This window comes from Microbacterium arborescens (assembly GCF_030369635.1).
Classification (GTDB): domain Bacteria; phylum Actinomycetota; class Actinomycetes; order Actinomycetales; family Microbacteriaceae; genus Microbacterium.
In genome coordinates this window covers 2,714,253-2,738,223 of the sequence record NZ_CP128474.1, presented here as the reverse complement: position 1 = coordinate 2,738,223, position 23,971 = coordinate 2,714,253, and the positions used below count along the sequence as shown (strand labels likewise).

At 69.9% G+C, this 23,971-nt stretch carries 22 protein-coding genes and 1 tRNA gene; 9 read left to right on the top strand and 14 right to left on the bottom strand.

The window, feature by feature from the left end:
* The first annotated feature begins 25 nt into the window (after positions 1 to 25).
* Positions 26 to 622: a CbiQ family ECF transporter T component gene (locus QUC20_RS12950; protein ID WP_120265144.1), complete on the top strand. Its 597-nt coding sequence runs from the start codon at positions 26 to 28 to the stop codon at positions 620 to 622.
* A 33-nt stretch (positions 623 to 655) separates the two neighbouring features.
* Here QUC20_RS12950 and QUC20_RS12945 read toward each other — a convergent pair whose 3' ends face one another.
* The 8 genes from QUC20_RS12945 to QUC20_RS12910 all read right to left on the bottom strand — a co-directional run bounded on the left by QUC20_RS12945 (position 656) and on the right by QUC20_RS12910 (position 11,942).
* Complete coding sequence (locus QUC20_RS12945; protein WP_289330144.1) at positions 656 to 1,381, bottom strand: anaerobic ribonucleoside-triphosphate reductase activating protein; 726 nt, start codon at positions 1,379 to 1,381, stop codon at positions 656 to 658.
* Position 1,382: 1 nt separating this feature from the next.
* The gene (locus tag QUC20_RS12940) at positions 1,383 to 3,179 is read right to left on the bottom strand and encodes a ribonucleoside triphosphate reductase (RefSeq protein WP_289330143.1); all 1,797 of its coding nucleotides are present in this window, start codon (positions 3,177 to 3,179) and stop codon (positions 1,383 to 1,385) included.
* A 217-nt stretch (positions 3,180 to 3,396) separates the two neighbouring features.
* Positions 3,397 to 6,426, bottom strand: a complete 3,030-nt coding sequence (locus tag QUC20_RS12935) for an alpha-mannosidase (RefSeq protein WP_289330142.1) — start codon at positions 6,424 to 6,426, stop codon at positions 3,397 to 3,399.
* Positions 6,427 to 6,453: 27 nt separating this feature from the next.
* Positions 6,454 to 7,305, bottom strand: coding sequence for a carbohydrate ABC transporter permease (locus QUC20_RS12930; RefSeq protein WP_120264543.1), 852 nt, complete (start codon positions 7,303 to 7,305; stop codon positions 6,454 to 6,456).
* A gap of 1 nt (position 7,306) precedes the next feature.
* Positions 7,307 to 8,251: a carbohydrate ABC transporter permease gene (locus QUC20_RS12925; protein ID WP_289330141.1), complete on the bottom strand. Its 945-nt coding sequence runs from the start codon at positions 8,249 to 8,251 to the stop codon at positions 7,307 to 7,309.
* A gap of 7 nt (positions 8,252 to 8,258) precedes the next feature.
* The gene (locus tag QUC20_RS12920) at positions 8,259 to 9,614 is read right to left on the bottom strand and encodes an extracellular solute-binding protein (RefSeq protein WP_289330140.1); all 1,356 of its coding nucleotides are present in this window, start codon (positions 9,612 to 9,614) and stop codon (positions 8,259 to 8,261) included.
* A gap of 107 nt (positions 9,615 to 9,721) precedes the next feature.
* Positions 9,722 to 10,951, bottom strand: a complete 1,230-nt coding sequence (locus tag QUC20_RS12915; RefSeq protein ID WP_120264546.1) for an ROK family transcriptional regulator — start codon at positions 10,949 to 10,951, stop codon at positions 9,722 to 9,724.
* Between the two features lie 88 nt (positions 10,952 to 11,039).
* Positions 11,040 to 11,942 carry a Bax inhibitor-1/YccA family protein gene (locus QUC20_RS12910; protein ID WP_183045430.1) on the bottom strand — a complete coding sequence of 301 codons (903 nt, stop codon included), beginning with the start codon at positions 11,940 to 11,942 and terminating at the stop codon, positions 11,040 to 11,042.
* Positions 11,943 to 12,098: 156 nt separating this feature from the next.
* Here QUC20_RS12910 and QUC20_RS12905 point away from each other — a divergent pair, with 156 nt between their 5' ends.
* The 5 genes from QUC20_RS12905 to QUC20_RS12885 all read left to right on the top strand — a co-directional run bounded on the left by QUC20_RS12905 (position 12,099) and on the right by QUC20_RS12885 (position 18,045).
* On the top strand, positions 12,099 to 13,097 hold the full coding sequence (locus QUC20_RS12905; RefSeq protein ID WP_289330139.1) for a glycerophosphodiester phosphodiesterase family protein: 999 nt from the start codon (positions 12,099 to 12,101) through the stop codon (positions 13,095 to 13,097).
* 90 nt (positions 13,098 to 13,187) lie between these two features.
* Positions 13,188 to 14,810 carry a sensor histidine kinase gene (locus QUC20_RS12900; RefSeq protein WP_289330138.1) on the top strand — a complete coding sequence of 541 codons (1,623 nt, stop codon included), beginning with the start codon at positions 13,188 to 13,190 and terminating at the stop codon, positions 14,808 to 14,810.
* A gap of 10 nt (positions 14,811 to 14,820) precedes the next feature.
* Positions 14,821 to 15,762, top strand: a complete 942-nt coding sequence (locus tag QUC20_RS12895) for an ABC transporter ATP-binding protein (RefSeq protein ID WP_289330137.1) — start codon at positions 14,821 to 14,823, stop codon at positions 15,760 to 15,762.
* The gene (locus QUC20_RS12890) at positions 15,759 to 16,850 is read left to right on the top strand and encodes an ABC transporter permease (protein ID WP_289330136.1); all 1,092 of its coding nucleotides are present in this window, start codon (positions 15,759 to 15,761) and stop codon (positions 16,848 to 16,850) included. The genes QUC20_RS12895 and QUC20_RS12890 overlap by 4 nt, the downstream gene beginning before the upstream one ends.
* Positions 16,851 to 16,857: 7 nt before the next feature.
* Positions 16,858 to 18,045, top strand: coding sequence for a sensor histidine kinase (locus QUC20_RS12885; RefSeq protein WP_120264551.1), 1,188 nt, complete (start codon positions 16,858 to 16,860; stop codon positions 18,043 to 18,045).
* A 10-nt stretch (positions 18,046 to 18,055) separates the two neighbouring features.
* On the opposite strand, the gene QUC20_RS12880 is transcribed toward QUC20_RS12885, so the two are convergent.
* From QUC20_RS12880 to QUC20_RS12870, 3 genes are all read right to left on the bottom strand, one after another.
* Positions 18,056 to 19,000: a helix-turn-helix transcriptional regulator gene (locus QUC20_RS12880; RefSeq protein ID WP_289330135.1), complete on the bottom strand. Its 945-nt coding sequence runs from the start codon at positions 18,998 to 19,000 to the stop codon at positions 18,056 to 18,058.
* Positions 18,993 to 19,319, bottom strand: a complete 327-nt coding sequence (locus tag QUC20_RS12875; protein WP_289330134.1) for a DUF7882 family protein — start codon at positions 19,317 to 19,319, stop codon at positions 18,993 to 18,995. Before QUC20_RS12875 ends, QUC20_RS12880 begins: the two co-directional genes overlap by 8 nt.
* 186 nt (positions 19,320 to 19,505) lie before the next feature.
* Positions 19,506 to 19,715 carry a hypothetical protein gene (locus QUC20_RS12870; RefSeq protein ID WP_120264554.1) on the bottom strand — a complete coding sequence of 70 codons (210 nt, stop codon included), beginning with the start codon at positions 19,713 to 19,715 and terminating at the stop codon, positions 19,506 to 19,508.
* Between the two features lie 133 nt (positions 19,716 to 19,848).
* Between QUC20_RS12870 and QUC20_RS12865 the strand changes: the two genes are divergently transcribed.
* The 3 genes from QUC20_RS12865 to QUC20_RS12855 all read left to right on the top strand — a co-directional run bounded on the left by QUC20_RS12865 (position 19,849) and on the right by QUC20_RS12855 (position 21,813).
* Positions 19,849 to 20,184, top strand: coding sequence for a DUF7882 family protein (locus tag QUC20_RS12865; protein ID WP_289330133.1), 336 nt, complete (start codon positions 19,849 to 19,851; stop codon positions 20,182 to 20,184).
* Between the two features lie 240 nt (positions 20,185 to 20,424).
* Entirely contained in the window at positions 20,425 to 21,456 is a 1,032-nt protein-coding gene (locus QUC20_RS12860) for a fatty acid desaturase family protein (protein ID WP_120264556.1), read from the top strand.
* A gap of 42 nt (positions 21,457 to 21,498) precedes the next feature.
* The gene (locus tag QUC20_RS12855; protein WP_120264557.1) at positions 21,499 to 21,813 is read left to right on the top strand and encodes a biopolymer transporter Tol; all 315 of its coding nucleotides are present in this window, start codon (positions 21,499 to 21,501) and stop codon (positions 21,811 to 21,813) included.
* Between the two features lie 7 nt (positions 21,814 to 21,820).
* Here the strand turns inward: QUC20_RS12855 and QUC20_RS12850 are convergent.
* The 3 genes from QUC20_RS12850 to QUC20_RS12840 all read right to left on the bottom strand — a co-directional run bounded on the left by QUC20_RS12850 (position 21,821) and on the right by QUC20_RS12840 (position 23,862).
* A tRNA-Met gene (locus QUC20_RS12850) sits at positions 21,821 to 21,896 on the bottom strand.
* Between the two features lie 63 nt (positions 21,897 to 21,959).
* Positions 21,960 to 22,373: a hypothetical protein gene (locus QUC20_RS12845; protein WP_289330132.1), complete on the bottom strand. Its 414-nt coding sequence runs from the start codon at positions 22,371 to 22,373 to the stop codon at positions 21,960 to 21,962.
* On the bottom strand, positions 22,366 to 23,862 hold the full coding sequence (locus QUC20_RS12840) for a PspC domain-containing protein (protein ID WP_289330131.1): 1,497 nt from the start codon (positions 23,860 to 23,862) through the stop codon (positions 22,366 to 22,368). The genes QUC20_RS12845 and QUC20_RS12840 overlap by 8 nt, the downstream gene beginning before the upstream one ends.
* Between the last annotated feature and the right edge of the window lie 109 nt (positions 23,863 to 23,971).

Below are 23,971 nucleotides of genomic sequence, written 5' to 3'. Positions count from 1 at the left end.
CGTCGGCCCCGGCGTGCGGGGCGAGATGCTGACGCTCTACCGTCCGGGAGAACGTGGTTGGCACCGGATGCCGGCGGCGCCCAAGACCGTGCTGATCCTCGGCATGGTGATGATCGTCTCGCTCCTGCCGGCATCGCCCCCGACGGCAGCGGTAGCGGCGAGCCTCTGCCTGGCCTGCTACGGCATCCCGGGAACAGGCTGGCGCGAGCTCGCCCGCCAGGTGTGGGCGCTGCGGTGGCTCCTGGTCATCGCGCTCGCCGGTCAGCTGGTCTTCCTCGGTGTCGAGCCCGCGATCGTCGGGACCGTGCGCATCCTGGTCGCGATCCTCCTGGCCTCGCTGCTGGCGCTCACGACGCCGGTCGCGGCGCTCCTCGACCTCTTCGAACGAGTCCTCCGTCCCACTCGGGCGGTCGGTGCCGACCCCGAGCGCATGTCGCTCCTCCTCGTGGTGGCGCTCGGTTCCGTGCCGACGCTCGCCCGCATCGCCCGTGACGTGCGGGATGCGCACCGGGCGCGGGGAGCGCGGGGCGGCATCCGTTCGTCGGCGCTCGCGTTCATCGTCCTCGCGCTCAAGCACGCGGACGATCTGGGCGACGCCCTCACCGCGCGCGGAGTGCGCTGATCAGAGCCCGGGCGCGCCCCGACGCGCCCGGGCTCACCGCACGTCGACGTGCTCGAACCGCTCGCGCGGCACGCGGTCGAGACGCAACGGCTCGCCGTCGGAGATGCCGCATCGGCTGCCCGTCGCGCGGAATCGCTGGATCGCCCATCGACGCACCCCGCGGTCGGCGAGCGTCTCGCCGAGCTCACCGAGCCGCTCGTCGTCGATGAGATCGGGGTGCACGGTGGTGCGGACCTCGACATCGAGTGGATCGGGGGTCGCGGTGCGCTCCCGCTGAGCCGCGAGCACGAGGTCGAGCGAGCGCAGCGCAGCGCGTCCGCTCGGACCGCGACCCGTCACGCCGGCGTAGTCGCCGGCCGAGGCCTTCACATCGAGCCCGATCCACGACAGCGCCGGCAGCGCCCTCTCGAGCAGCGCCGGATACGCGCCGCCCGTGTGCAGCCCGACGTCGAACCCGAGCGCGCGGGTCCGTGCGATCGCGTCGGGAAGGGCGCGTTGCATCGTCGGCTCACCGCCCGAGAAGACCACCCCGTCGAGCAGGCCGCGGCGCTCGCCGAGGAAGGCGGCGACCGCCTCCCATGGCATGGTGCCGCGCCCGCGCGGATCGATCAGATCGGGATTGTGGCAGTAACGGCAGTCCCAGGGGCAGCCCTGGAGGAAGACTGTCGCCACCAGGCGGCCGGGCCAATCGACCGTCGAGAACCGTGAGAGTCCCGCGATGCGCAGACGGGATGCCGCGTGGTCGTGCGCCGGAGGCATGTCACACGACCGCCGCGGCGCGCTCGTACGAGAACGCCCGGCGCTCGGCCGCCTCGCCCTTCTTGCCGATGTTGAACGACGCGACCGGGCGGAAGTAGCCCATCACCCGCGTCCACACCTCGCACTCGGCGCGGCACTGCGGGCACGTCGCGTGGTCGCCCGAGAGGTAGCCGTGCTGCGGGCAGATCGAGAACGTCGGCGTGATGGTGATGTACGGGATGCGGAACCGCTCGAGCGAACGGCGGACGAGGGCCTTGCACGCCTCGCCCGTCGGTGCAGCCTCGCCCATGTAGAGGTGCAGGACGGTGCCGCCGGTGTACTTCTGCTGCAGACCCTCCTGGAGTTCCATCGCGAGGAACGGGTCGTCGGTGAAGGCCACCGGCAGCTGCGACGAGTTCGTGTAGTACGGGTTCGTCGCCGTCCCGGCATGACGAATGCCGTCGAAGCGTGCGATGTCGGCGCGGGCGAAGCGGTAGGTCGCCGACTCGGCTGGGGTGGCCTCGAGGTTGTAGAGGTGCCCGGTCTGCTCCTGGAACTCGACCATGCGTGCGCGCACGTGATCGAGCAGGTCTGCGGCGAACCGCATCCCCTCGTCCGTCGTGATGTCGTGCGTGTCGCCGAAGAAGTTGCGCACCGCCTCGTTGAGCCCGTTCACGCCGATCGTCGAGAAGTGGTTGTCGAGGGTGCCGAGGTAGCGTCTGCTGTAGGGGAAGAGGCCGGCGTCGAGGTGGCGTCCGATGACGGCCCGTTTCGCCTCGAGACTGTCGCGGGCGATCTCGAGCAGCCGGTCGAGCTGCGCGTACAGGCCCGGGCGATCGCCGGCGTGCACGAACCCGAGCCGTGCGCAGTTGACGGTGACCACTCCGACGGAGCCGGTCTGCTCCGCTGATCCGAACAACCCGTTCCCGCGCCTGAGCAGCTCGGTGAGGTCGAGCTGCAGCCGGCAGCACATCGACCGGATCATCCCGGGGTCGAGGTCGGAGTTCACGAAGTTCTGGAAGTAGGGCAGGCCGTACTTCGCCGTCATCCCGAACAATGCGTCGACCTCGGGGGCGTCCCAGTCGAAGTCTTTCGTGATGTTGTAGGTCGGAATCGGGAAGGTGAAGGCTCTCCCGTCCGCGTCGCCCTCCGTCATCACCGACAGGAAAGCACGATTGATCATCGCCATCTCGGGCGCGAGGTCGCCGTAGGTGAAGTCGGCGAGGCGACCGCCCACGAGCGGGCGCTGTTCGGCGAGGTCGTCGGGGCAGGTCCAGTCGAAGGTCAGGTTCGTGAAGGGCGTCTGGGTTCCCCACCGTGACGGGACGTTGAGGTTGAACACGAGCTCCTGGATGCCCTGGCGCACCGCTCGGTCATCGAGTGCGTCGAGCCGCACGAACGGGGCGAGGTACGTGTCGAACGAGCTGAACGCCTGCGCTCCCGCCCATTCGTTCTGGAGAGTCCCGAGGAAGTTGACGATCTGCCCGAGGGCGCTCGAGAAGTGTTTCGGCGGGGTCGACGAGATCGCGCCCGAAACCCCGTTGAACCCCTGCTCGAGCAGTTGGCGCAGCGACCAGCCGGCGCAGTAGCCGGCGAACACGTCGAGATCGTGGATGTGGATGTCGCCGTCGCGGTGCGCTGCCCCGGCCTCGGGCGCGTAGACCTCGTCGAGCCAGTAGTTGGCGATCAGCTTGCCGGACGCGTTGAGGATGAGGCCGCCCAGGCTGTAGCCCTGGTTGGCGTTCGCGTTGACGCGCCAGTCGCGTCTCTCGAGATACTCCTCGACGGTTGTTCGGACGGGGATTGAGCGCATGGTCATGTGAGTCCCTTCACGAGGCGCCCCAGATGTGGGGGTCGGTTCTCGATTCAGCCACTACATGATGTGTTGCCCTCGCGTGGCGCGCCGGAACAAATCCCCGCACGCCACGCGCGCCAGCGGCGGAGAATGTCGCGGACTTCGGACGTATCGTGCCTAAGGGTCCGAAGTTCGCGACATCCTCCGAGTTCCGTGTCGTGTCGCGTCGCGGAGCCGGGGCTCAGCGGGCGAAGCGGAGCGTCACGATCTCGAACGGGCGGAGAGACAGGGGCGCGGCGTCGCCGGAGAGAGCGGATGCCGCGACCTCGCGCTCGAGCAGATCGGTCTGGGTCACCGCGCGGGCGTCGAAGCCGGCGCGCACGACCGTGTCGACACGGCGGCCCCATGCCTCGTACAGCCGCACGACGACATCCCCCGAGCCGTCCTCGGCCAGCTTGACCGCCTCGACGACGACCCCCGAATCCTCCACCGTCACGATCGGTTCGATCGCGGATGCGGTTCCCGTGACGATCCGCTCGGGCAGGTTCAGCCGGTAGCCCTCGATGACGGCATCCGCCACGTCCGCGCCGACGACCAGGCCGACTCGCAGCGCGTACGTGCCCTGGTCCTGCGTGGGGTCGGGGAACAGTGCCGACCGGATCAGCGACAGGCGGACGACCGAGATCGTACCGCCGCCGGCCGATCGCTCGGCGCGCGTGATGTCGTGGCCGTACGTCGAGTCGTTGACCACCGCGACACCGAAGCCGGGCTCGCCCACGCGTACCCAGCGCTGCGCGACGGTCTCGAAGCGGGCGGCATCCCACGACGTGTTGGTGTGGGTCTTGCGTTCGATGTGGCCGAACTGCACCTCCGAGGTCGCGCTGTCGGTGTGCACGTCGACGGGGAACGCGAGCTTCAGCAGCTTCTGCGATTCGTGCCAGTCGAGCTCGAACCCGAGCGACACGGTGCGAGAGTCCGCCGCCAACCCGATGCGCTCGGTCACCCGCGACGAGCCGAACGAGCGGGTGACGACGATCTCGTCGCCGTCGAGCTCGAGACCATCGAGGCCGTCGAGGTCGGTCACGGTGTTCCGGTAGTGCACGTCGACGTCCCAGGCATCCCACTGGGTCGGGGTGTCGCGGTGCAGCTGCAGCAGAGCGGATGCCGTACCCGGCGGCACGCTCTCGCGACCGCTCGCCACGTCGACGGCCGAGACGATCACGCCGCGATCGTCGACCACCACGCGCACGATACCGTTGTCGAGCACCCAGCCCTCGGGCGAGCGTTCGGGGCGCACGCGGGCGGCCTCGGGGGCGGCTGCTGCACCGAGAGCCGCGACCCCGCCGCGAGCGTGGGGCGCTGCATTGACCCGCAGCTCGTGCGTCGCCTCGCCCGGCTCGGGCGACCCGGCCAACGCCGTCAACGCTTCGCCGATGATTCCTTCGAGCTCACGGGCGACGGCGGCGTAGTTGCGCTCGGCGTCCTGGTACACCCACGCGATCGACGATCCCGGCAGGATGTCGTGGAACTGCTGCAGCAGCACCGTCTCCCATGCGCGGGCGAGTCTCTCGGCGGGGTAGGGGGCGCCCGTGCGCACAGCCGCGGTCGTCGCCCACAGCTCGGCTTCGCGCAGCAGGTGCTCGCTGCGTCGGTTGCCCTGCTTCGTAGCGAGCTGGCTCGTGTAGGTGCCGCGGTGGAACTCCAGGTACAGCTCGCCGACCCACACCTCGGGGTCGGGGTACTCCGCCTCGGCGGTCTCGAAGAATCGCCGGGGCGTCGAGTGCACGACTCGCGGCGATCCCTCGAGCGAGGTGGTGCGCGCGATCGCCGCTGTCATCTCGCGGGTGGGCCCGCCGCCGCCGTCGCCGAAGCCGTAGGGGAGCAGCGAGACGGTGCCGCGTCCCTTGTCGGCGTAGTTGCGTTCGGCGTGCGCCAGCTCGGCTGCCGAGACGACCGAGTTGTACGAATCGACCGGCGGGAAGTGGGTGAACAGGCGTGTTCCGTCGATGCCCTCCCACCGGAACGTGTGGTGCGGCATCCGGTTCGTCTCGTTCCACGAGATCTTCTGGGTGAGGAACCACCGCGCCCCCGCGGCTTTCGCGATCTGGGGGAGGGCGCCGCTGTATCCGAACGAGTCGGGAAGCCACACCTCGGGGGTGTCGATGCCGAACTCGCGCTGGAAGAACCCCTTGCCCGCGACGAACTGCCGAGCCAGGGCCTCGGCGCCGGGCAGGTTGGTGTCGGATTCGACCCACATGCTGCCGACCGGCACGAACCGCCCCTCGGCCACGCGTGCCCGGATGCGCTCGAACAGGTCGGGGTAGTACTCCTTGACCCACGCGTACTGCTGCGCCGAAGACGCGGCGAAGACGAAGTCGGGATCCTCGTCCATCAGCGAGAGGACGTTCGAGAACGTGCGGGCGACCTTTCGCACCGTCTCACGCACCGGCCACAGCCACGCCGAGTCGATGTGGGCATGTCCCACGGCGTGCAGCGTGTGCGCGCTCGCCGAGGCCGGAGCCGCGAGCACGGGCGCGAGCACGGCGCGACCCGCTGCTGCGGTTGCCGCCACATCCTGCGGGTCGACGACGTCGATCATCCGTTCCAACGCGAGCAGGATGTCGGCGCGCCGCGGCGAGGTCGCGTCGAGCTGCGCCGCGAGTCCTCGAAGCGCGGAGGTGTCGGCCAGCAGCGCCGAGACCTCGAGGTCGCGCAGGCGCACATCGACCGTGCGCAGCACGTACACGGGGTCGGCGCCTGCCGTCGCCCGGTCGCCGACCGGTGTGGGCGCGAAGGTGAAGATGCTCCCGACGTCGGGGTTCGACGCACCCTCGACGAAGACGTCGACCGCGCCGCCCGGCGACACCGCCTCGGCGGCGACGTTGTTGAACGGTGCGATCCCGCGCAGCGGCCGGCCGTCGACCGACCACACCATCGCCTCGCACTGGAAGCCCGCCTGCCCCGACGTGAAGCCGAGGTCGACGACGAGTTCGGCGCGCGTCCCCGGGATCGGCCGGCCGCCCTCGAACCAGTCGGCCGGCGCATCGCCCGTGACGCGGAACCAGGTCGTCCCCCACGGGCGCCCCCAGGGCTGACCGACCTCGATCGGGCGGTAGTCGCCGGCGCGGGCTTCGTCGAAGGCCACCGGTTCGCCCGGTGCGTCCCAGGCGGTGACCGAGAGCGGGTGCGAGGCGCGGTGGATCGCGGGAGCGAGACGCTCGCGCATGAATCGGTCGATGCGCAGCAGCGCGAGGGCGGAGCGGTCGTGCATGGAGAAGCCTTTCGAAGAGGAGGTGCGTCAGCCCTTGACGGAGCCGGCGAGCGCGAACGCTCCGCCGGAGAAGCGCTGGACGAGGACGTACAGCACCACCATGGGCGCGGCGTAGAGCACCGAGTAAGCGGCGAGCTGGCCGTAGGCGATCGAGCCGTACTGACCGAAGAAGTTGAAGATCGACACCGCTGCCGGAAACTTCGACGAGGTGAACAGCAGGACGAAGGGGACGAAGAAGTTCCCCCACGCGGTCGTGAAGACGAAGATGAACACGACGCCGATGCCCGATCTCATGAGCGGGATGACGATGCGCGCGAGGGCCTGCATCGACCCGGCGCCGTCGACCCACGCGGCCTCCTCGAGCGAGATCGGCACGGAGTCCATGAAGTTCTTCAGCATCCAGATCGCCATCGGCAGGGATGTCGCCGCCATGAAGACGATGACGCCCCACACCGAGTCGAGCAGTCCGAACGAGACGAACAGCGCGTAGACCGGAACCATCATCGCGGTGATCGGCAGTCCCGTGCCGAAGAGGATGGCGTACATGAACGTCTTCTGGAACCGCATCGCGTAGCGCGAGAGCGGGTAGGCGGCGAGCACGCCGACGACGACGGTGATGACGGCGGTGCCGAGCGACACGAGGATCGAGTTCAGGAGCGGCTGGAACGTCAGCTCCCACGTCATCACCTGCGTGTAGTTCTCGAGCGTCCAGGTGTCGGGCACCTTCATGGTGACCTTCGCGTCGCCGTCGAACGAGGCGAACACGATCCACAGCAGCGGGACGAGGAAGAGCACCCCGATCGCGGCGAGGATGACCGAGGACAGCACGGTCTGGGCGCGCTTGCGCGGCGCTGAGACCGAGGTGGCGATGGCGGCCATGTCAGTCGACCTCCGGCTTGAGGATGCGGATGTACACGGCGGAGAACACGGCGCCGATCAGGAGGGTGACGACGGCGATCGCCGTGCCGTAGCCGACCTGGGCGAACTTGAACGCCTCCTGGAACGCCAACACGGGCAGCGTGGACGACTGCGTTCCCGGCCCGCCTCCCGTCATGACCCAGATGAGGGTGAAGACCCCGAGCGTCTGCAGCGTCGTCAGCAGCAGGTTGGTGGAAATCGAGCGACGGATGACGGGCAGGGTGACGCGGATGAACCGCTGCCAGGCTCCGGCGCCGTCGATCGTCGCGGCCTCGATCAGCTCGGGCGGCACCTCCGAGAGCGCGGCGTTGTAGACCATCATCGAGAAGGCGGTGCCGCGCCAGATGTTCGCGAGGATGACCGCGAGCATCGGGAAGTAGTACAGCCAGCTCGTGCCTTCGAGGCCGAACCAGCCGAGGAAGGTGTTGAGCGTGCCGTCGGTCTGGAAGAAGGCGTAGAGGGCAAACGCGGCGACGATCTCGGGAAGGACCCAGGCGAGCACCACGAGGCCGCCGACGATCGAACGCAGTGGCTTCACCGAGCTGCGGATGAGGACGGCCAGCAGCATCCCGAGGACGTTCTGGCCGATCACGGCGGAGGCCAGCACGAAGACGACCGTGAGCGCGAGTGAGAGCCAGAACTCCGCGGAGCCGAAGAGCGCGGTGTAGTTGTCGAGTCCGATGAACTGCGGGTTCGCGGCGCGGGGGCCGGTCATCGCGCGATCGGTGAGCGAGCCGTAGAGGGCGTAGACGATCGGCCCGAGCATGAACGCCAGCAGCAGCAGGACCGCGGGCAGGAGCGGGAGCAGACGTGCGGCGGCACGGCCGGCCGACCGTCCGGACCGGGAGGTGATCTCCCGGCCCGGACGGTGCCGACCGCCGGTGGTGACGGTGGCGGTGGCGGTCATCGCTGGCTCAACCCGCCTGCGTGTTCTCCTCGCCGACGATGCCGACGAGAGCGGAGTCGTACGCGGCCTGCGCGTCTTGCGGGGTCGCCTGGCCGGTGAAGATCGACTCCGTCGCCCGTGGGATGTTGGCCGAGATCTGCGAGTAGTCGGGCGTCGCCGGGCGGAAGTGGGTGTACGGGACGAGCGAGGAGAAGAACTCGAACGACGGGTTGTAGTCGAGGTACTCCTGGCTCGCGGCGACATCCTTGCGCACCGCGATCTGCCCGGCCTCCTGGTGGTACATCAGCGCGTTCTCGAAGGTCAGCGCCTGCGCGATGAAGTCGAACGCGGCCTGCGGGTTCTTCGCGTTGGATCCCATCGCGAGCGTCCAGCCGCCCGACATCGAGGTGAAGCCGTCGCCGCCGCCGTCCTGCGTCGGCATCGCGGCGAAGCCCATCGTCTGCTCCCACTCCGGCCAGGCGTTCTCGCCGTCGATCCAGTTGCTCGGCAGCCAGGAGCCGTCGAGCGCGATCGCGATGCCGCCCTGGGGGAGCAGCTCCGTGCTGACCTTGGTGCCCCAGCCGGCGTCGAGCGCCTGCGCGGGGTCGGGGCCGAGCTTCTCGTCGGCGACGGTCTTGTAGAACTCGAGCGCGTCGCGGAAACCGGCCGACCCGGTGACCCACTTGTTGGTGTCGGTGTCGAGCAGTTCGTCTCCCGTGCCGTAGAGCAGCATCTCGAAGCCCTGCATCGAGGTCGCCTCGCCCAGCGCCTGCGAGGCGTAGATGTTGAACGGGATGACGTCGGGGTTGCTCTCCTTGATGGTGCGCGCGGCCTCGAGCACGTCGTCCCAGCTCTCCGGCGCCCAGTCCTCGGGCAGGCCCGCCGCCGCGAACAGCTGCTTGTTGAAGTAGAGGCCGCGGGTATCGGTGCCGAGTGAGACGCCGTACGTCTTGCCGTCGTCGCCGAGGCCCGCCTGCTTGGCGCCCTCGTCGTACTGTTCCCACTGGTCCCAGTCGGCGAGGTAGTCGTCGATCGGCTGCAGGTATCCGGCGGCGGCATCTGATCGGATCTGGAAGGTGTCCTCGTAGATGACATCGGGGGCGGTCCCCGCCGACCCGTTCATCAGGGCGAGCTTGGTGAAGTACTGGTCCTGCTCGGCCTCGATCGGGACGAGCTCGACCGTCATCCCCTCGTTCGCGGCCTCGTACTCCTCTTTGGTCTTCTTCATGAGCTCGTCCATCGCGGTGAACGACGTGGTCTTCTGGTAGGCGACGCGGATGGTGTCCGACGACGCCTCGTCGCCTCCGCCGCTGCCGCAACTCGTGAGAACGAGCGAGAACGCGGCGATTCCGACGACCGCTGCGGTCGTGGTGGATCTCTTCATGGTCGAAGCTCCTTTGCTTGGACAAGAGCGCTGGTGCGCGCGCACATCTTTTCTAAACCAAATGGAATAAAAGGACAAGGTTTCGCCCGCACCTTTTCTTCGCGGGGTCAACCCGCCGTGCCCGCGATCATCAGGTCGGTCGGGCGCGGCGTCATCGCGGCGTCGAGCACGAGGCATGCGGCCCCGGCGGCTGCCGCGTCGGTGGCGAGCGCGCTCTCGAGCACCCGGATGCCGCGGACCGTGGCTGTCTCGGTGCTCGCCGCGACGGCGTCGGACAGGGCGCTGCTCGCGCTCGCCGACAGCAGCGTCCACAGGGGGCCGCCGACGACGACGACATCCGCGTCGAGGAGGTTGTTGATCTGAACGACCGCACGCGCGAGGCTCGACCCGGCCCGCCTGACCGCGGCCGCAGCGCGCTCGTCACCGCCGCCGGCCCGGGATGCCAGCTCGCGCAGGCGCTCCCGGAGCGCGGGCGCGGCGACGGGCTCAGCACCGTCGATCACGCCGCCGTCGACGAGCAGCCGTTCGGGCGCGATCGCCGCGCCGAGGCACCCGCGCTGACCGCATCCGCACATCGGCCCGTTCGGTTCGACGACGAGATGCGCGACGTCGCCGGCGTTGCCCGTCCGGCCGCGGATCGGAGTGCCGTCGACCGCGAGGCCCACACCCACGCCGGCGCCGTAGTAGACGAAGATCGAGTCCTGCAGCTCTTGCGCTGCATCGCGCCAGAGCTCGCCGACCATCGCGGCCACGACGTCCTTCTCCACCGTCGTCGGCAGTCCCGTCGCCTCGTGCAGCAGCGGGCCGAGGGCGAGGTCGTGCCAGATCGGGGGCAGGAGCGGGGGCTCGAACAGGATGCCCGCCTCCGCGTCGAGGGGGCCGGGGGCCGCGACGCCGATGCCGAGCACGGATGCCCGCGATCGCCCACCCTCCACGAGAAGCGACTCGACGGTGCCGACGAGGTCGGCGACGATCTGATCCCGAGTCGCGTCGGGGCGCGGCGTCCGTTCGGTCTGCGCGACCACGTGACCGAGGAGATCGACGACGACGACGGTCTCGACCGCAGGATCGAGGTGGATGCCGACGGCGCATCGCGCGGCGGGATCGAGCTGGAGCGGGGTGCGGGGCTTGCCGGGGCCCGAGACGACCGGCGTGCCCTCGCGCACCCAGCCCTCGGCGACGAGACGGCGGGCGACGTTGCTGAGCGTCTGGGCGGAGAGGCCGGTGCGGGCGGCCAGCTCGATGCGGCTGATGCCCTCGGGGGAGCGTCGGATCAGGTCGAGCACGAGCGTCTGGTTGTACGTGCCGACGGCCGGCAGATTCGAGCCGCGTCTCATGGTTCCTCCCGTCGAACCATACTGTGCGGGTGCATGGCGAAGACCCGCCCGGCGAACCGGACGGGCCTTCGAGGATCGCGGGGTCGCGTCAGTTGTTTCCGCGCAGGATCGCGATGATCCGCAGGATCTCGACGTACAGCCAGACGACCGTGACCATGATGCCGAACGCGCCGACCCATCCGAATTTGCGCGGTGCGCCGTTGCGGACGCCCTGCTGGATGTTGTCGAAGTCGAGCACGAGCGAGTACGCCGCCATGATGACGACGAGCACGCCGATGATCAGCCCGAGCGGGATGCCGGCGATCTTCATGCTGTGCAGACCGAACATCATGCCGCCCGGGATGACGCCGAAGAGCATCAGGCCGACGTTCAGCAGCGAGAAGACGAGGTAGCCGAGCATCGCGATCATGAAGATCTTGGTCGCCTTGGCCGAGGCCCGGACCTTGCCGCTCGCGAACAGCGCGAGGGTGACGCCGACGACGGCCAGCGTCGCGAGAGTCGCCTGCATCACGATGCCCGGGAAGATGAACTCGAGGTAGGCGGAGATGCCGCCGACGAAAAGCCCCTCGAAGGCCGCGTACGCGAAGATCAGGCCGGGGCGGACCTTCTTACGCGACGTGAAGGTGATGACCATCGCCAGGACGAAGCCGCCGAGCGCGCCGATGATCCACGGGAGGAGCGTCGGGCTGGGGTTCAGGCTCGTGCGGTCGACGGTGGACAGCGTCCACACCCAGCCGACGGCTGCCGTCACGAGGAGGATGGCGAAGAGGCCGAGCGTCTTGACGACGGTGTCTTCGACCGTCATGCGGTCGGTCTCGCGGGCACCGGCGGCCGGCGAGGCGTACATGCCTTCGAGCTGCGCCTGTGCGGCGACGTCCACACCGGCGTGCTGCGCCGAGGCGGTCTGCATGCCGGGAGCGGCGGGCGGCGTCAGACCCGGCCGCTGCTCCTTGAACGCGGGATTGTCGAATGCGGGGTTATTGAGGGCCACTGCTCTCACACTCCAAGTCGAGGGTCGACACAGCTGGATGCCGTGTCCACCCAGCCTAGGGGAACCGGTTCCCGCGGTGCGCGTTCCCCGCTGTGAGCAGGCCATGAAGCCGATCGCCCTCAGCGAAACACCGCGGGCCGGCCCTAGCCTGAGACGGTGCCTCGCCCCCTCGTGATCGGACACCGCGGTGCGCCCGGGTACCTCCCCGAGCACACCCGCTCGTCGTATCTGCTGGCGCTCGAGAACGGCGTCGACGCCGTCGAGCCCGACGTCGTCTTCAGCCGGGACGGCGTCGCGATCATCCGCCACGAGAACGAGATCGGCACGACCACCGACGTCGCCGACCACGCCGAGTTCGCGGCGCGGCGTACGACGAAGACCGTCGACGGCGCCGCGGTCATCGGTTGGTTCACCGAGGACTTCACGTGGGACGAGCTGTCGCGGCTCCGGTGTCGCGAGCGACTCCCGCAGCTGCGGCCCGACAGCGCCCGGCGTGACGGCGCGGAGCCGATGCTGCGGCTGCGAGACCTCTTCGACCTGGTCGCGGACTTCGCGGAGCAGTCCGGGCGCCGACCGGGCATCGTGGTCGAGATCAAGCACGCGACCTTCTTCGAGAGCGCGGGCTTCGACGTCGCCGGCCTCGTCGGCGCCGAGATCGAGGCGGTCCGCGCCGATCTCGCAGGTCTGCCGCTGTGGATCGAGTCGTTCGAACTGACGATCCTCGACCGGCTCGCCGACGCCGGAGTCGCCGGAACGCGGATCTTCCTCCTCGAGGCCGACGGGACCCCGTACGACCTCGTCGCCGCCGAGGGCGAGCATGCCCGCGGCTATCGAGCGTGGGCATCGCCCGCGGGGCTCGATGCGCTGCGCGGCCGCGTCGCCGGCGTGAGCCTCGACAAGCGGATGATCCTCGACCCCGCTCAGGGTGCGGACGGCGGGCGTGTTCTCGTGGACGCAGCGCACGAGCGCGATCTGGTCGTCTTCACCTGGACCGCGCGGCCTGAGAATGCCTTCCTCGCCCGTCGGCATCGACGCCGCGGCGGGCGATCCGCGTGGGGTGACTACCGCGCCGAGTGGGCCGAACTCGCGGCATCCGGCGTCGACGGTGTCTTCGTCGACCACCCCGATCTCGGTGTCGACGCCTTCAGGAACTGACGCCGGCGCTTGTCACGGACTTGACATCGGACGCGCCGGGTCGGGAGGGTGATCGTCGTCGGGCGAGCGGATGCCCGCGGATGAGGCCCGATGCTCAGCAGACCCCGGATCCAGCCGTACGCCCAGTACCTGATGGCGGTGTCGACCGCGATGATCTCCACGACCGTCGCGATCGTCGAACCCACGCGCATCACCGTCGCCTATGTCATCGGCGCGGGCGTCATCCTCGCCGCCTGCATCGCCATGGGGTTCGTCTGGCATTACAAACCGACCCGCGGAACCGTCTGGGTCTGCATCGTGCCGCTCGCCTCGATCCTCGCCTGCGCCCCCATACGCAGCAGCGCGATCGATCTGCTGCCGGTCGCCGGGATGCTCGTGATCTTCGCCATCGCCTGGCTCGCGTTCGCGTTCCCGCCGGTCGTCGCGGCGCTCGGCGTGGTGGTCGCGGGGCTCCTGCCTCTCGCAGCGGACCCCGCCGTCCCCGCGGGGCTCGGCGAATGGGTGTCGCTCGTGACGCTGCCGGCGATGCTCGGCCTGTTCGCGATCGGTACCCGTTTCGTCGCCATCGACCTCCGCCGTCAGCGCACGACCGTCCGCAGCACCACGCATCGACTGGCCGAGGCGCTCGAGTCGTCGGGTCGAGCCGACGCGACCCTGCGTCAGCTGCTCGACACGAGCCCGGACGCCATCGTCCTCTTCGGCGACGACGGCGCGGTGCTGGTGGCGAACGCCCCCGCACGCGCGCTGGCGCGCCGCGCCGGGATCGAGATCTCGCTCGACCAGGACGGGCGCGGCGCCGTCTACGAGGAGGACCGGGTCACACCGATCGCGTGGGGACCGTACCTGCGCGACATCATCGTCTCGGGCGAGCTCGCCGACGCGCGTCGGGTGTGGGTCGGCGAGCCCGGCGCCCAGGTGGCCCTGCGTTTCGTCGCCCGCCCCATCGCTCTCGACGGCGAGACCATCGGGGTCCTCGTGGTCGCTCAGGATGTGACCGAGCTGATCGAGGCTGTCGCCGTACGCGACCGCTTCCTCGACACGGTCGGCCACGAGCTGCGCACTCCGCTCACGGTCATCCTCGGCAACGCCGAACTCGCCGTCGCCGGGGCCATGCCCGAGCATCGCGACCGGTGGGAGACCGTCCACCGCGCCGCCGAGAGGCTGGAGCGGACGGTCGAGCTCATGCTCGCGACGGGCCGCGCGGATGTGTCGCCCGGGGTGCCGTCGAGCGACGTGCGCGTGGTCGTCGACCGGGCCGTGTCCGAAACGGCCGACGGTGTTCCCGAGGTCCGGGTCACCGTGACGGGAACCGAGGCCCGGGCGCGCATCGCGGACCGCGACCTCCAATCGATCGTCGCGGAGCTGCTGCACAACGCCCGGCAGGTGTCGCCCCGCGGTGGCGAGGTGACGGTGGCGATCACGAACCGTCCCGACGACATCGTGATCGCCGTATCCGATGCAGGCCCGGGGATGACTCCCGCCGAGCGACGGCAGGCGTTCGAGCGCTTCTACCGCACCGCGCGTTCTCGTCGAAGCGCGGACCAGGGGCTCGGCCTCGGGCTCTCGCTCGCGAGGGGTCTGGCGCGGGCCTACGGCGGTGATGTCCGACTGCTTCCCGGAACCGTGCGCGGAACCACCGCGGTCGTCCGCCTGCCCCGAGACGACGCGCCCGCCGCCGGATCATCGCTCGATCCGGGCACCGCCGTCCCCTAGGGTGTCGGACATGCTCACCGCCGGGATCACCGTCCGCGACGTTCGTCGATCGTTCGGGCGGGTCGACGCCGTGCGTGGCGTGGATCTCGATGCCCGAGCCGGTGCCGTGACCGGACTGGTCGGCCCCAACGGCGCCGGCAAGACGACGCTGCTGCTGATGCTCGCGTCGCTGCTGCAGCCCGATGCCGGCAGCATCCGCATCGCAGGCATCGACCCGGTCGCCGATCCGGCGCAGGCGCGCGCACGGTTGGGCTGGATGCCCGACGCACTCGGCGCATGGGGGTCGCTCACGGTGCGGGAGACCCTGGAGATGACCGCTCGGCTGTACGACCTCGACAAGCCCGCGGCGGCCCGCCGTGCGGGTGAACTGCTCGATCAGGTCGGGTTGACCGGTCTTGCCGGATCGCAGGCCCGTGTGCTCTCACGGGGGCAGAAGCAACGGCTGGGACTCGCGCGCGCTCTCGTGCACGACCCTTCCGTGCTCCTCCTCGACGAACCGGCTTCCGGGCTCGATCCGCAGGCGCGCGTCGACCTGCGCGGACTCCTGCGCGGCTTCGCGGCGGCGGGGAAGACCGTGCTCATCTCCAGCCACATCCTGTCCGAGCTCGAGGAGGTCGTCGATGACGCGGTGTTCCTCCTCGACGGCGCGACCGTCAGCCCCGACCGCGTCGCGGCGGCCGCGGGTCGCACCCGGACGTGGCGGGTGCGCGTCGCCGACCTCGAGGCGCAGGCCGCTGTGCTCCCGATAGCGACGGCACTCGGGCTCGATGTCGCGCGGGTGCCGATCGATCGCCGCGATGTGCTCATCCCGTTCGCGTCGGAGGCGGAGGCGGCGGCCGGCCTGCGCGTGCTGATCGACGCCGGCGTCGCCGTCGCGGAGTTCTCGGCCGCCACCGGGATGCTCGAGCACACCTTCCTCGATCTCGGCTCCGAGCGGAAGGAGGCGTCATGAGCATCGCGCGGCTGTGGACCGTCGCCCGCCTCGAGCTGCTCCAGCGCGTGCGCACCGTCTCGTGGTACGTGCTGCTCGGTATCTTCGCCGTCCTGCTCATCGGTGTGACGGCGCTCGCGTTCCTCGCGTTCGGCGGCATCGTCTCTCAGGCCGACCAACGCGGCGCGGGGATCTACTCGACGATCGTCATCATCACGCTGTTGCTCGTCGTGCTGGTCTCACCGACGCTGAGCGGCAACTCCATCAACGGCGACCGGGATGCCGCGACCCTCGCACCCGTCCAGGTGACCCTCGCGCGCACGTCCGAGATCCTGCTGGGCAAGGTGCTCGCCGCCTGGATCACCGGGCTCGCCTTCGCCGCCGTCGCGGCACCCTTCCTCGTCGTCGCGACGCTGGCCGGGGGAGTGGACCCCGTCGTGGTCGTGGTGTCGCTGGCGGTCCTCATCGTCGAGATCGGCATCATCGCCGCGATCGGGGTCGGGCTCAGCGGCCTGATCGCCCGCCCCCTCTTCTCGGTGGCGGCGACCTACCTCGTCGTCTCCGCCCTCGTCTTCGGGACGCTCATCGCCTTCGGCCTGGGCGCGACCGCGTTCTCGAGTGAGGCGACCACGACCTACCGCCCGGCGATGTACAACGCCGACGGCTCGCCGCAGTGCGTCGACGGCGCGGACGACTGCTGGAACGATCCGGCCCGCATGGTGTGCGACGCCCCGCAGGACTCGACGTACACCGTGCCGCGGTTCGACCGCGTCTGGTGGGTGCTCGCGGCCAATCCCTTCGTCATCCTCGCTGACGCGACGCCCGCCGAGTACAACGGATACGGCCAGCCCGTCGACCTGTTCGGACAGATCGCGTCGGGAGTCCGCCAGGCGCAGATCCCGCCCGACCTCGCGACGGTGTACGACGAATGCCGACCGACCATGCGCGATGGCGTGGAGACACCCGCCGAGATCCGCGATCGGACCGTGCCGAGCTGGTTCGTCGGACTCGGCGGCCAGATCGTCGTGGCCGGCCTGCTGGTGGCGGGAGCCTGGTCGCGGACGAGGACGCCGGCCCGAGCCCTCCCGCCGGGAACGCGGATAGCGTAAGAGAGCCATGGTCACCGAACTCGACATCAGCCGCCGCGAGGCGATCGACGCCTACCACGTCATCGGCGAGGCCCCCGCGCCCGACCTGCAGGGGATCGTCCGCCTCGCCGCCACGGTGTGCGGCGTCGACACGGCCGTCATCAACATCATCGACGACCGGTCGCAGCACCAGATCGCCGCCGTCGGCTTCGAGCCGGCCGTCTGCTCGCGCGAAGACTCGATGTGCGCCGCGGTCATCGCACGCCCCGGACGGGTCGTCGTTCCCGACGCCCGCCTCGACGACCGCTTCTCCGCGAACCCGTTCGTCACCGGCGAGGTCGCCCACGTGCGGTTCTACGCGTCGAGCCCCCTCATCACCCCGGCGGGTGTCGCGATCGGCACGCTGTGCGTCTTCAACGACTCCGTCGGCGATCTCGACGAGTCCTCGCGTGATGCGCTCGACCTGCTCGCGCACCAGGTGGTGGACCTGCTCGAACTGCGCCGGATCAGTCGTGAGCTCAGCGAGTCCAACGATCAGCTCTCACGCTTCGCGGGGCAGATCAGTCACGACCTCCGCAATCCGCTCACGGCGCTCACCGGCTTCCTCGAGCTCGCGATCGACAGCCCCGACATGGACAACGCTCCCGAAGCGGCGCGGGTGCTCGCCCGTGCGGAGTCGGCGGCCGACCGTATGAACGCCATGATCTCGGACATCCTCTCCTACGCCCGCGTCGGCGGCGCGAGCCCGCAGCGGAAGCGGGTCGATCTGGATGCCGTGATGCACGCCGTCGTCGAGGACCTCGATGCGCAGATCTCCGCCTCGGGCGCCGATGTCAGCCAGGACATCGACGTGCAGCCGGTCGGGGATCCCACCCTCCTGCGTGCGGTGCTTCAGAACGTCGTCGCCAACGCCCTGAAGTTCACCGCCGCGGCCGAGCTCGCGCCCCGGGTGCGGGTTGAGGCGCACGCCGTGCCCGGCGGGTGGCGCATCACCGTCGACGACAACGGCCCCGGCGTGCCGCCGGAGGACCGAGAGCGCGTGTTCGCGCTGATGGAGCGGGGCGACTCCGACGTCGACGGACTCGGGATCGGCCTGTCGACCTGCCGACGCGTGATCCAGGCGCACGGCGGGCGAATCGGTCTCGACGACTCGCCGCTGGGCGGCGCCCGCGTATGGATCCTGCTCCCCGACGCCGCGGCCGCATCGGCCGCCTGAGGGAGGCGGCTCAGCGGCGCAGCGTGTGCGACGGGTGCTCGCCGTACATCGCGGCGTAGAGCTGGGCGAAACGACCCGTGTGAGCGAAGCCCCAGCGCAGCGCGACATCCCGGACCGTCGTCGAGCCGGGAGGCGCAGCGCGCAGCTCGCGATGAGCTCCCTCGATGCGCAGGCGGCGCAGATAGGTGCTCGGCGGGATCTCGAAGGCCTTGTGGAACGCGCTCTGGAGCGCTCGGACCGATGTTCCCGAAGCGACCGCGATGTCGCTGATGCTGATGGGGTTGCCGACGTTCTCCTCCATGAAGGCCACGGCCCGGCGGACGGCGCGCGCCGTCGGGCGGCGACGTTCCCCCTCGTCCGGGTCGATGAGCGGGAATGCCGTCACGAGCGACGCGACCGCCTGGTGGATGAGTTGAGTCCGCATGAGCGGCGACGCCGCGACCTTCTCGTCGGCCAGGATGGTCGCCTCGAGGAAGCGGAGCGTCTCGGCGACGAGCCGCGGGTTCTCGGCCCGGCGGTTCAGCCCGGCGAACTGCAGGTTGCGCGGGTCGTCCCCGATCAGTGCGCGCAGCACATGGTCGAGAGTCTCGACGGTGATGCTGAAGGTGCGCAGGTGCAGCTGCCGGAATTCGGCCGTGAACTCCGTCTCGGGCGGCACGACGAAGGGCGTGCGTCCGTCGCCGGACTCTCCGCCCACGTGCCAGCGATGGCTGCCCTGGGCCGCGTGCGCGACGATGATGCGGGGAAACGCGTGCGTGGCCGAACGCATGGTGCCGGTGAAACGGATCGCGGCGGCCGCCGCTTCGGGGTGAGCGAGAGCTGCCATCTCGTATCGGAACGGCGTGGAACCGTCGACCGCGAGAGAGACCGAGGACTCGTAGAGCGAGCTGATCGATTCCTGTGCCCGACCGGGGTCGTCGGTCTGCAACCCCCGTCGAACGGGCTGACTACTCAACACCGAGCTTGTCGGTCGCGGACTCCGCCGGCTCGGGAACGACGTAGAGCCCGGTGGGCGAGTTGGCCGTGTACATCAGCGCCTCGAGCCAGGCGCGGTTGATCGCCGGGGTGCGACTGCCGTGGAAGGTGAAGACGAGGGATGCCGCAGAGTGCATCCAGACGGTCGTTCGGCCCTTGCCGACGCTGACATCGTCCTTCCAAGTGAAGAAGAACGCCTCGCCTCGTCGGAGCTTGGCCCCGATGGTCATCTGAAGGTGTGCGAGCGTGCGGTCCTCGATGTCGACGCGATTGTTGCCGTCGTAAACAAACCTGCCCAATATTCCTCCTCGCGCGCCGATGGCGCGATCAACAGCTTCCGCGATCGAGTCGGCGGGGATCGCGGAAGAATCCGATCCGCGCGCGCTCGATCCGCGACGCGCACAGCCGCGCTGTGCTTCCGCAGGTTTGAGGCAGTTCTCAGGAAGGGGGAGGGGGTTGACTTTCGCGGCCGGATGCGCAAAGCCTCAGTCGCCGGGGATGTCGGCGAGGGTGACGTCGACACCGGGAGTGATGAGCAGATCCGTCGTCTGCGCGACGCCTTCACCGTCGTTGACGGTGAGCCATCCGTGGCCGATCGCGAGCGCGGCGGCGATCTCGGCGCGGATGTCGTCGATGTCGCGTCCGCCGATGCTGTAGGGGCGACCGCCGTAGAACACATCGACTCTCTTGGACACGGCATCCGCCTCTCGCTCCACCGGCGCTGAGCGCGCCGCGTCAGGCGAGACTACCGACCCCTTCGTCGGGCGCAAGGGGATGCCGGTCGTGCGTTGCGGGCGTTAGGGTCGGGCCGGACCGGAAGGACAGGTGATGGGCCGTTTCATCTACGAGAATCAGATCCGAGCCGATTTCGAGGACCGGACGCTCGCGCACCTCCAGACGGTGATCACCACGAAGCTCCGTCGTGGCGAAGCCTTCACCCTCACCTGGAAGGACGACGTGAGCATCGGAGACGGCCGTACCACCGTGTGGCTCCATCCGGGATGCGGGCTCGTCTTCAAGTACTACGGCTCGCGCACGCCGGCGCTGAACCGCACCTGGCTCGAGGCGCTGACCTACACCGCCAACTCGCCGACCGGCCTGTACGTCGTGCCGGAGCCGCCCGACTCGTCCCGCGGGCATGCATTCCCGGACGTGTCCGAATAACCGGGCGGGCACTTCGCGCCTGAACGGCTGCCGTGCATCGTCCGTGAGAGCCGGGCATATACCGCTGCGGCGATCCAGCGCTCCGTAGTGTGGGCCTGAAGCCGTCGGCATCCGCCTTCCGCTCCCCGACCTTCCCCGGTCACGAACGAGTCAGCAGGTGCTCTCATCGCTTCAACCGTCGTCGAGTCGCGTCTCGGCCCCATCCGCACCACCTACGCCGGAACCGCCGACTTCCCGCCGATGGCCAAGGCCTTCACCGATGTCTCCCGCGTCGTCCGCGAATCGGGCCTTCTCCGCCGCACCCCGTGGTTCTACGGGATGGTGGGCCTCGCCCTCGTCCTCGCCATCGGCGGCTGCGTGACCGGCTTCGTCCTGCTCGGCGACAGCTGGTTCCAGCTGCTCATCGCCGCAGCGCTCGGCATCGTCTTCACACAGGTGGCCTTCCTGGCGCACGAGGCCGATCACCGTCAGGTGCTCGCCTCCGGGCCTGCGAATGACCGTCTGGCCCGCATCCTCGCTGTCGGCGTGGTCGGCATGAGCCTGTCGTGGTGGACGTCGAAGCACGCTCGGCATCACTCGAATCCCAACAAGGTGGGCAAGGACCCCGATATCGAGATCGACACGATCTCGTTCATCGAGGAGGATGCCGCCACGGCTCGCGGCGTCCGCCGGTTCATCACCCAGCGCCAGGGCTGGTTCTTCTTCCCGCTGCTGCTTCTCGAAGGCCTGAATCTGCACGCCCTGTCGGTACGCCACCTGTTCAGCCGCGGCCCGGTGAAGAAGCGTGCGCTCGAGATCACGTTGATCCTCGCGCGCTTCGCGATCTTCGTCGCCCCGATCTTCATCTTCCTGCCGGTCGGCATGGCATTCGCCTTCTTCGGCGTCCAGGTTGCGGTCTTCGGGTTGTACATGGGTGCCTCGTTCGCCCCGAACCACAAGGGCATGGCGATCATCGCGCCCGACGCGAAGCTCGACTTCTTCAGCAAGCAGGTGCGCACCTCGCGCAACATCGGCGGCGGCTGGTGGGCGACGTGGCTGATGGGCGGCCTCAACTACCAGATCGAGCACCACCTCTTCCCGAACATGCCGCGTCCCGCCCTCGCCCGTGCCCGCGAGATCGTCAAGGACCAGTGCGACGCCCTGAACGTGCCGTACACCGAGACGACCCTGTGGCGGTCGTACGCGATCGTCATCGATTACCTCAACCGCGTCGGGCTCGCGGCACGCGACCCGTTCGACTGCCCCATGCGCGCCGAGCTCCGCCGCGCCTGACGCGCAGCATCTTCGACATCGGCCACGGCTCATACTGAGTCCGTGGCCGATGTCGATTCCGAACGCTGGCTCGTCATCGACGGGCGACGCTGGCGGCGCACCGACCCGTCGTTGCCCGACGACATCGTCGCGGCGCTGAAATCGCACCTCGGACGGGGCAGGTCGGCGGTCGGAGCGGCCAAGCGTCGCGGAGACGACGACGCCGTGGCGGCGGCACGCGAACGCGTCGGGCTCGCCAAGCACGGCCTGGGGGAGCGCGGTCCCTACTGGTGGGACGAGCCCGAGGACGAGCGTCTCGGCCGAGCGCGAGACGCCCTCCGGCGGCTCAACGCGCTCGACGGTCTTGCCGGGGAGTGAACTCGAATGGACGCGACGGCGGGAGTCGAACCCGCAACGCGATCGGTTATGAGCCGATGCCCGGGACCACCCGGATCGCCGCGATGCCATCACGCTACGTCGGACCGTCGGCGACGGCCAGCGCTGTGAAGGCGGGAGTCGTCGTGCTACGCGGTATGACGCTCGGAGGAGTCTGCGGGTGCCGGCGCCCCCGCGGATGCCGCGCGTCGGGCTGACAGAAGCCGCTGACCGCGGCGCAGCAACCCGACGACCCCGGCGATGAGGATCAACGCTCCTACCGTCAGCAGGGCAGCAGCGACCAGTGCCGGAATCGAGGGCGCGGCAACCCACCCGACGAGCGTGCCGTAGGCCTCGGGCGAGCGCGTGAGGACGACGCCGCCTGCCGCGGCCGCCGCGAACGCGACCCCCCACACGATCCCGGCCCAGCGGACCCGGGGCCGATCCACGGGAGCGGTGAACGGGGGAGTCTCGACCTCGGTCGTCTGGATCATGGTGTCGTCCATCTGGATGGTGTCCATTTCGTCGGTGTCGTCGGATCGGACCGCGGTCGGATCACTCATGGGTCCGCTTCGTCCCGAGGAGACGGATCTCGATGTAACCGCTCTCCTGGTCGACCGTCAGGACCTGCTGCGTGGTCGTCGGGCCGATCGAGGCGATCGTCGTCTCGATAGCGGTACGGTCCGGACCGTCGGATCTCGCGTCGGGGCCGTCGGCGAGCAGGGTCCATTCGTCGTCGTGCGAGAGCACGAACGACGCGTCGTCGCCGACAGAAGCGCGCAGCACGACCTCGACGCCCGGATCGACGGTCACCAGGGTCGTCCCCGCTCCCTTCTCGATGCTCACCGAGTGCGCATCCGGGGCGTCGACGAGGGTGACGTGGAGGTCGCCGAAGGTCTGCCGGAACGGGGCCGTCGCCGCGTCGGACGAGACGTTCGAGATCGCATAGGCGCCGATGTGCAGCTCGGCGACGACCGTCAGCGCGATCGCGCTACCGCCGCCCATCAGCAGGCACACCGAGGTGAAGGCGAGGAAGCCGCTCCGCCGGCGGGTGGCGCCCGCGACGATCATGGCGAGGGCCGTGACGAGGGCTGCGATGAAGAGCCCGAGCGCGACGGACAGGCTGCCCGGAGCGGCCAGCCCGGCGACCGTGCCGGCGATGACGGCGACCCCGGCGCTCACGGCGACGAAGGCGATGCTCGTGCGGGGGCGCTCAGCGCGTCGTGCGCGGCGGCGCTCCGCCGCCTCCCGCGCGAACGCGGCCGCCGTGGCGCGACGCTCTTCCCGTGCGGCGGCGCGAGCCGCGCGATCAGCGTCATCCTGCTCCCGCCGCCAGGCGCGATCGCGCTCCTTCCAGGCCGCGTGCTGCGCGCGCCACGCAGCCAGGTCGGCGGGGCCGGCGTCGTTGCTCAGGGGCACGGGCGGCACGGGGGCGACGGCGTCACCTTCCGTTCCGCCCGCGCCGGCATCCGCGACAGAGCCGTCGGCGGATGCGGCCGGGACCGTTTCGGACGCTGCGGAAGCCCGACGCAACTCGTCCTCGTCGGTGCCCGGGGTTCGACGCGCTGCTCGGACCAGCAGCGCGATCACGGCGGCTGCGAGAACGGCCCCGCCCATGAGGGCGAGTGCCACGAGGACGGCCGTGACCGCCCCCGCGCTCGAACTCGTCGCGAGGCCGGCGAGCGTGATCAGCAGACCGAGGATCTGAACGGCGCCGACGATCGCGACGGCGAGGATCGCGCCTTGCGTGTAGGTGAACCGGCCGCGTTCCAGATCGGCGGCGTGCGTCCGTCCCGAAGCGTCGGGCAGGACGGCCCACGCCAGGGCGTAGGCGACGACCGCGGGGAGGCCGATGATGGTGGCGACGACGGCGATGCCGCGCACGATGACGGGGTCGATGCCCCACCGTGCAGCCACTCCCGCGCACACGCCACCGCCCCACCCGTCCCGGCGGGCCAGGCCGAGGCCCTCGACCCAACGGAAGAACCCGCCGTCCGTCGTAGACGTGGGGTCGGATCCTGGCGGGGCGGCGAGAGGCGGCGCGGAATTCATGATCCGATCCTCCGCGGTCGGCGGCAGCGGCCGATATGGGGGATCGCCCTGACGCTTCCCTGATCCTGCGCCGGCGCCGGTGTGCGGCCGAGGCCGGAATGATTGGATG

Bases quoted from the DNA above. Each gene is read 5' to 3' on its own strand.
- QUC20_RS12900 (WP_289330138.1), top strand. From the start codon at position 13,188: ATGCTCAGCAGACCCCGGATCCAGCCGTACGCCCAGTACCTGATGGCG.
- QUC20_RS12845 (WP_289330132.1), bottom strand. From the start codon at position 22,373: ATGAGTGATCCGACCGCGGTCCGATCCGACGACACCGACGAAATGGAC.
- QUC20_RS12915 (WP_120264546.1), bottom strand. From the start codon at position 10,951: ATGAGACGCGGCTCGAATCTGCCGGCCGTCGGCACGTACAACCAGACG.
- QUC20_RS12865 (WP_289330133.1), top strand. From the start codon at position 19,849: ATGGGCCGTTTCATCTACGAGAATCAGATCCGAGCCGATTTCGAGGAC.
- QUC20_RS12840 (WP_289330131.1), bottom strand. From the start codon at position 23,862: ATGAATTCCGCGCCGCCTCTCGCCGCCCCGCCAGGATCCGACCCCACG.
- QUC20_RS12885 (WP_120264551.1), top strand. From the start codon at position 16,858: ATGGTCACCGAACTCGACATCAGCCGCCGCGAGGCGATCGACGCCTAC.
- QUC20_RS12935 (WP_289330142.1), bottom strand. From the start codon at position 6,426: ATGCACGACCGCTCCGCCCTCGCGCTGCTGCGCATCGACCGATTCATG.
- QUC20_RS12945 (WP_289330144.1), bottom strand. From the start codon at position 1,381: ATGCCTCCGGCGCACGACCACGCGGCATCCCGTCTGCGCATCGCGGGA.
- QUC20_RS12890 (WP_289330136.1), top strand. From the start codon at position 15,759: ATGAGCATCGCGCGGCTGTGGACCGTCGCCCGCCTCGAGCTGCTCCAG.
- QUC20_RS12895 (WP_289330137.1), top strand. From the start codon at position 14,821: ATGCTCACCGCCGGGATCACCGTCCGCGACGTTCGTCGATCGTTCGGG.
- QUC20_RS12950 (WP_120265144.1), top strand. From the start codon at position 26: ATGCTGACGCTCTACCGTCCGGGAGAACGTGGTTGGCACCGGATGCCG.
- QUC20_RS12930 (WP_120264543.1), bottom strand. From the start codon at position 7,305: ATGGCCGCCATCGCCACCTCGGTCTCAGCGCCGCGCAAGCGCGCCCAG.
- QUC20_RS12920 (WP_289330140.1), bottom strand. From the start codon at position 9,614: ATGAAGAGATCCACCACGACCGCAGCGGTCGTCGGAATCGCCGCGTTC.
- QUC20_RS12860 (WP_120264556.1), top strand. From the start codon at position 20,425: ATGGCCAAGGCCTTCACCGATGTCTCCCGCGTCGTCCGCGAATCGGGC.
- QUC20_RS12940 (WP_289330143.1), bottom strand. From the start codon at position 3,179: ATGACCATGCGCTCAATCCCCGTCCGAACAACCGTCGAGGAGTATCTC.
- QUC20_RS12925 (WP_289330141.1), bottom strand. From the start codon at position 8,251: ATGACCGCCACCGCCACCGTCACCACCGGCGGTCGGCACCGTCCGGGC.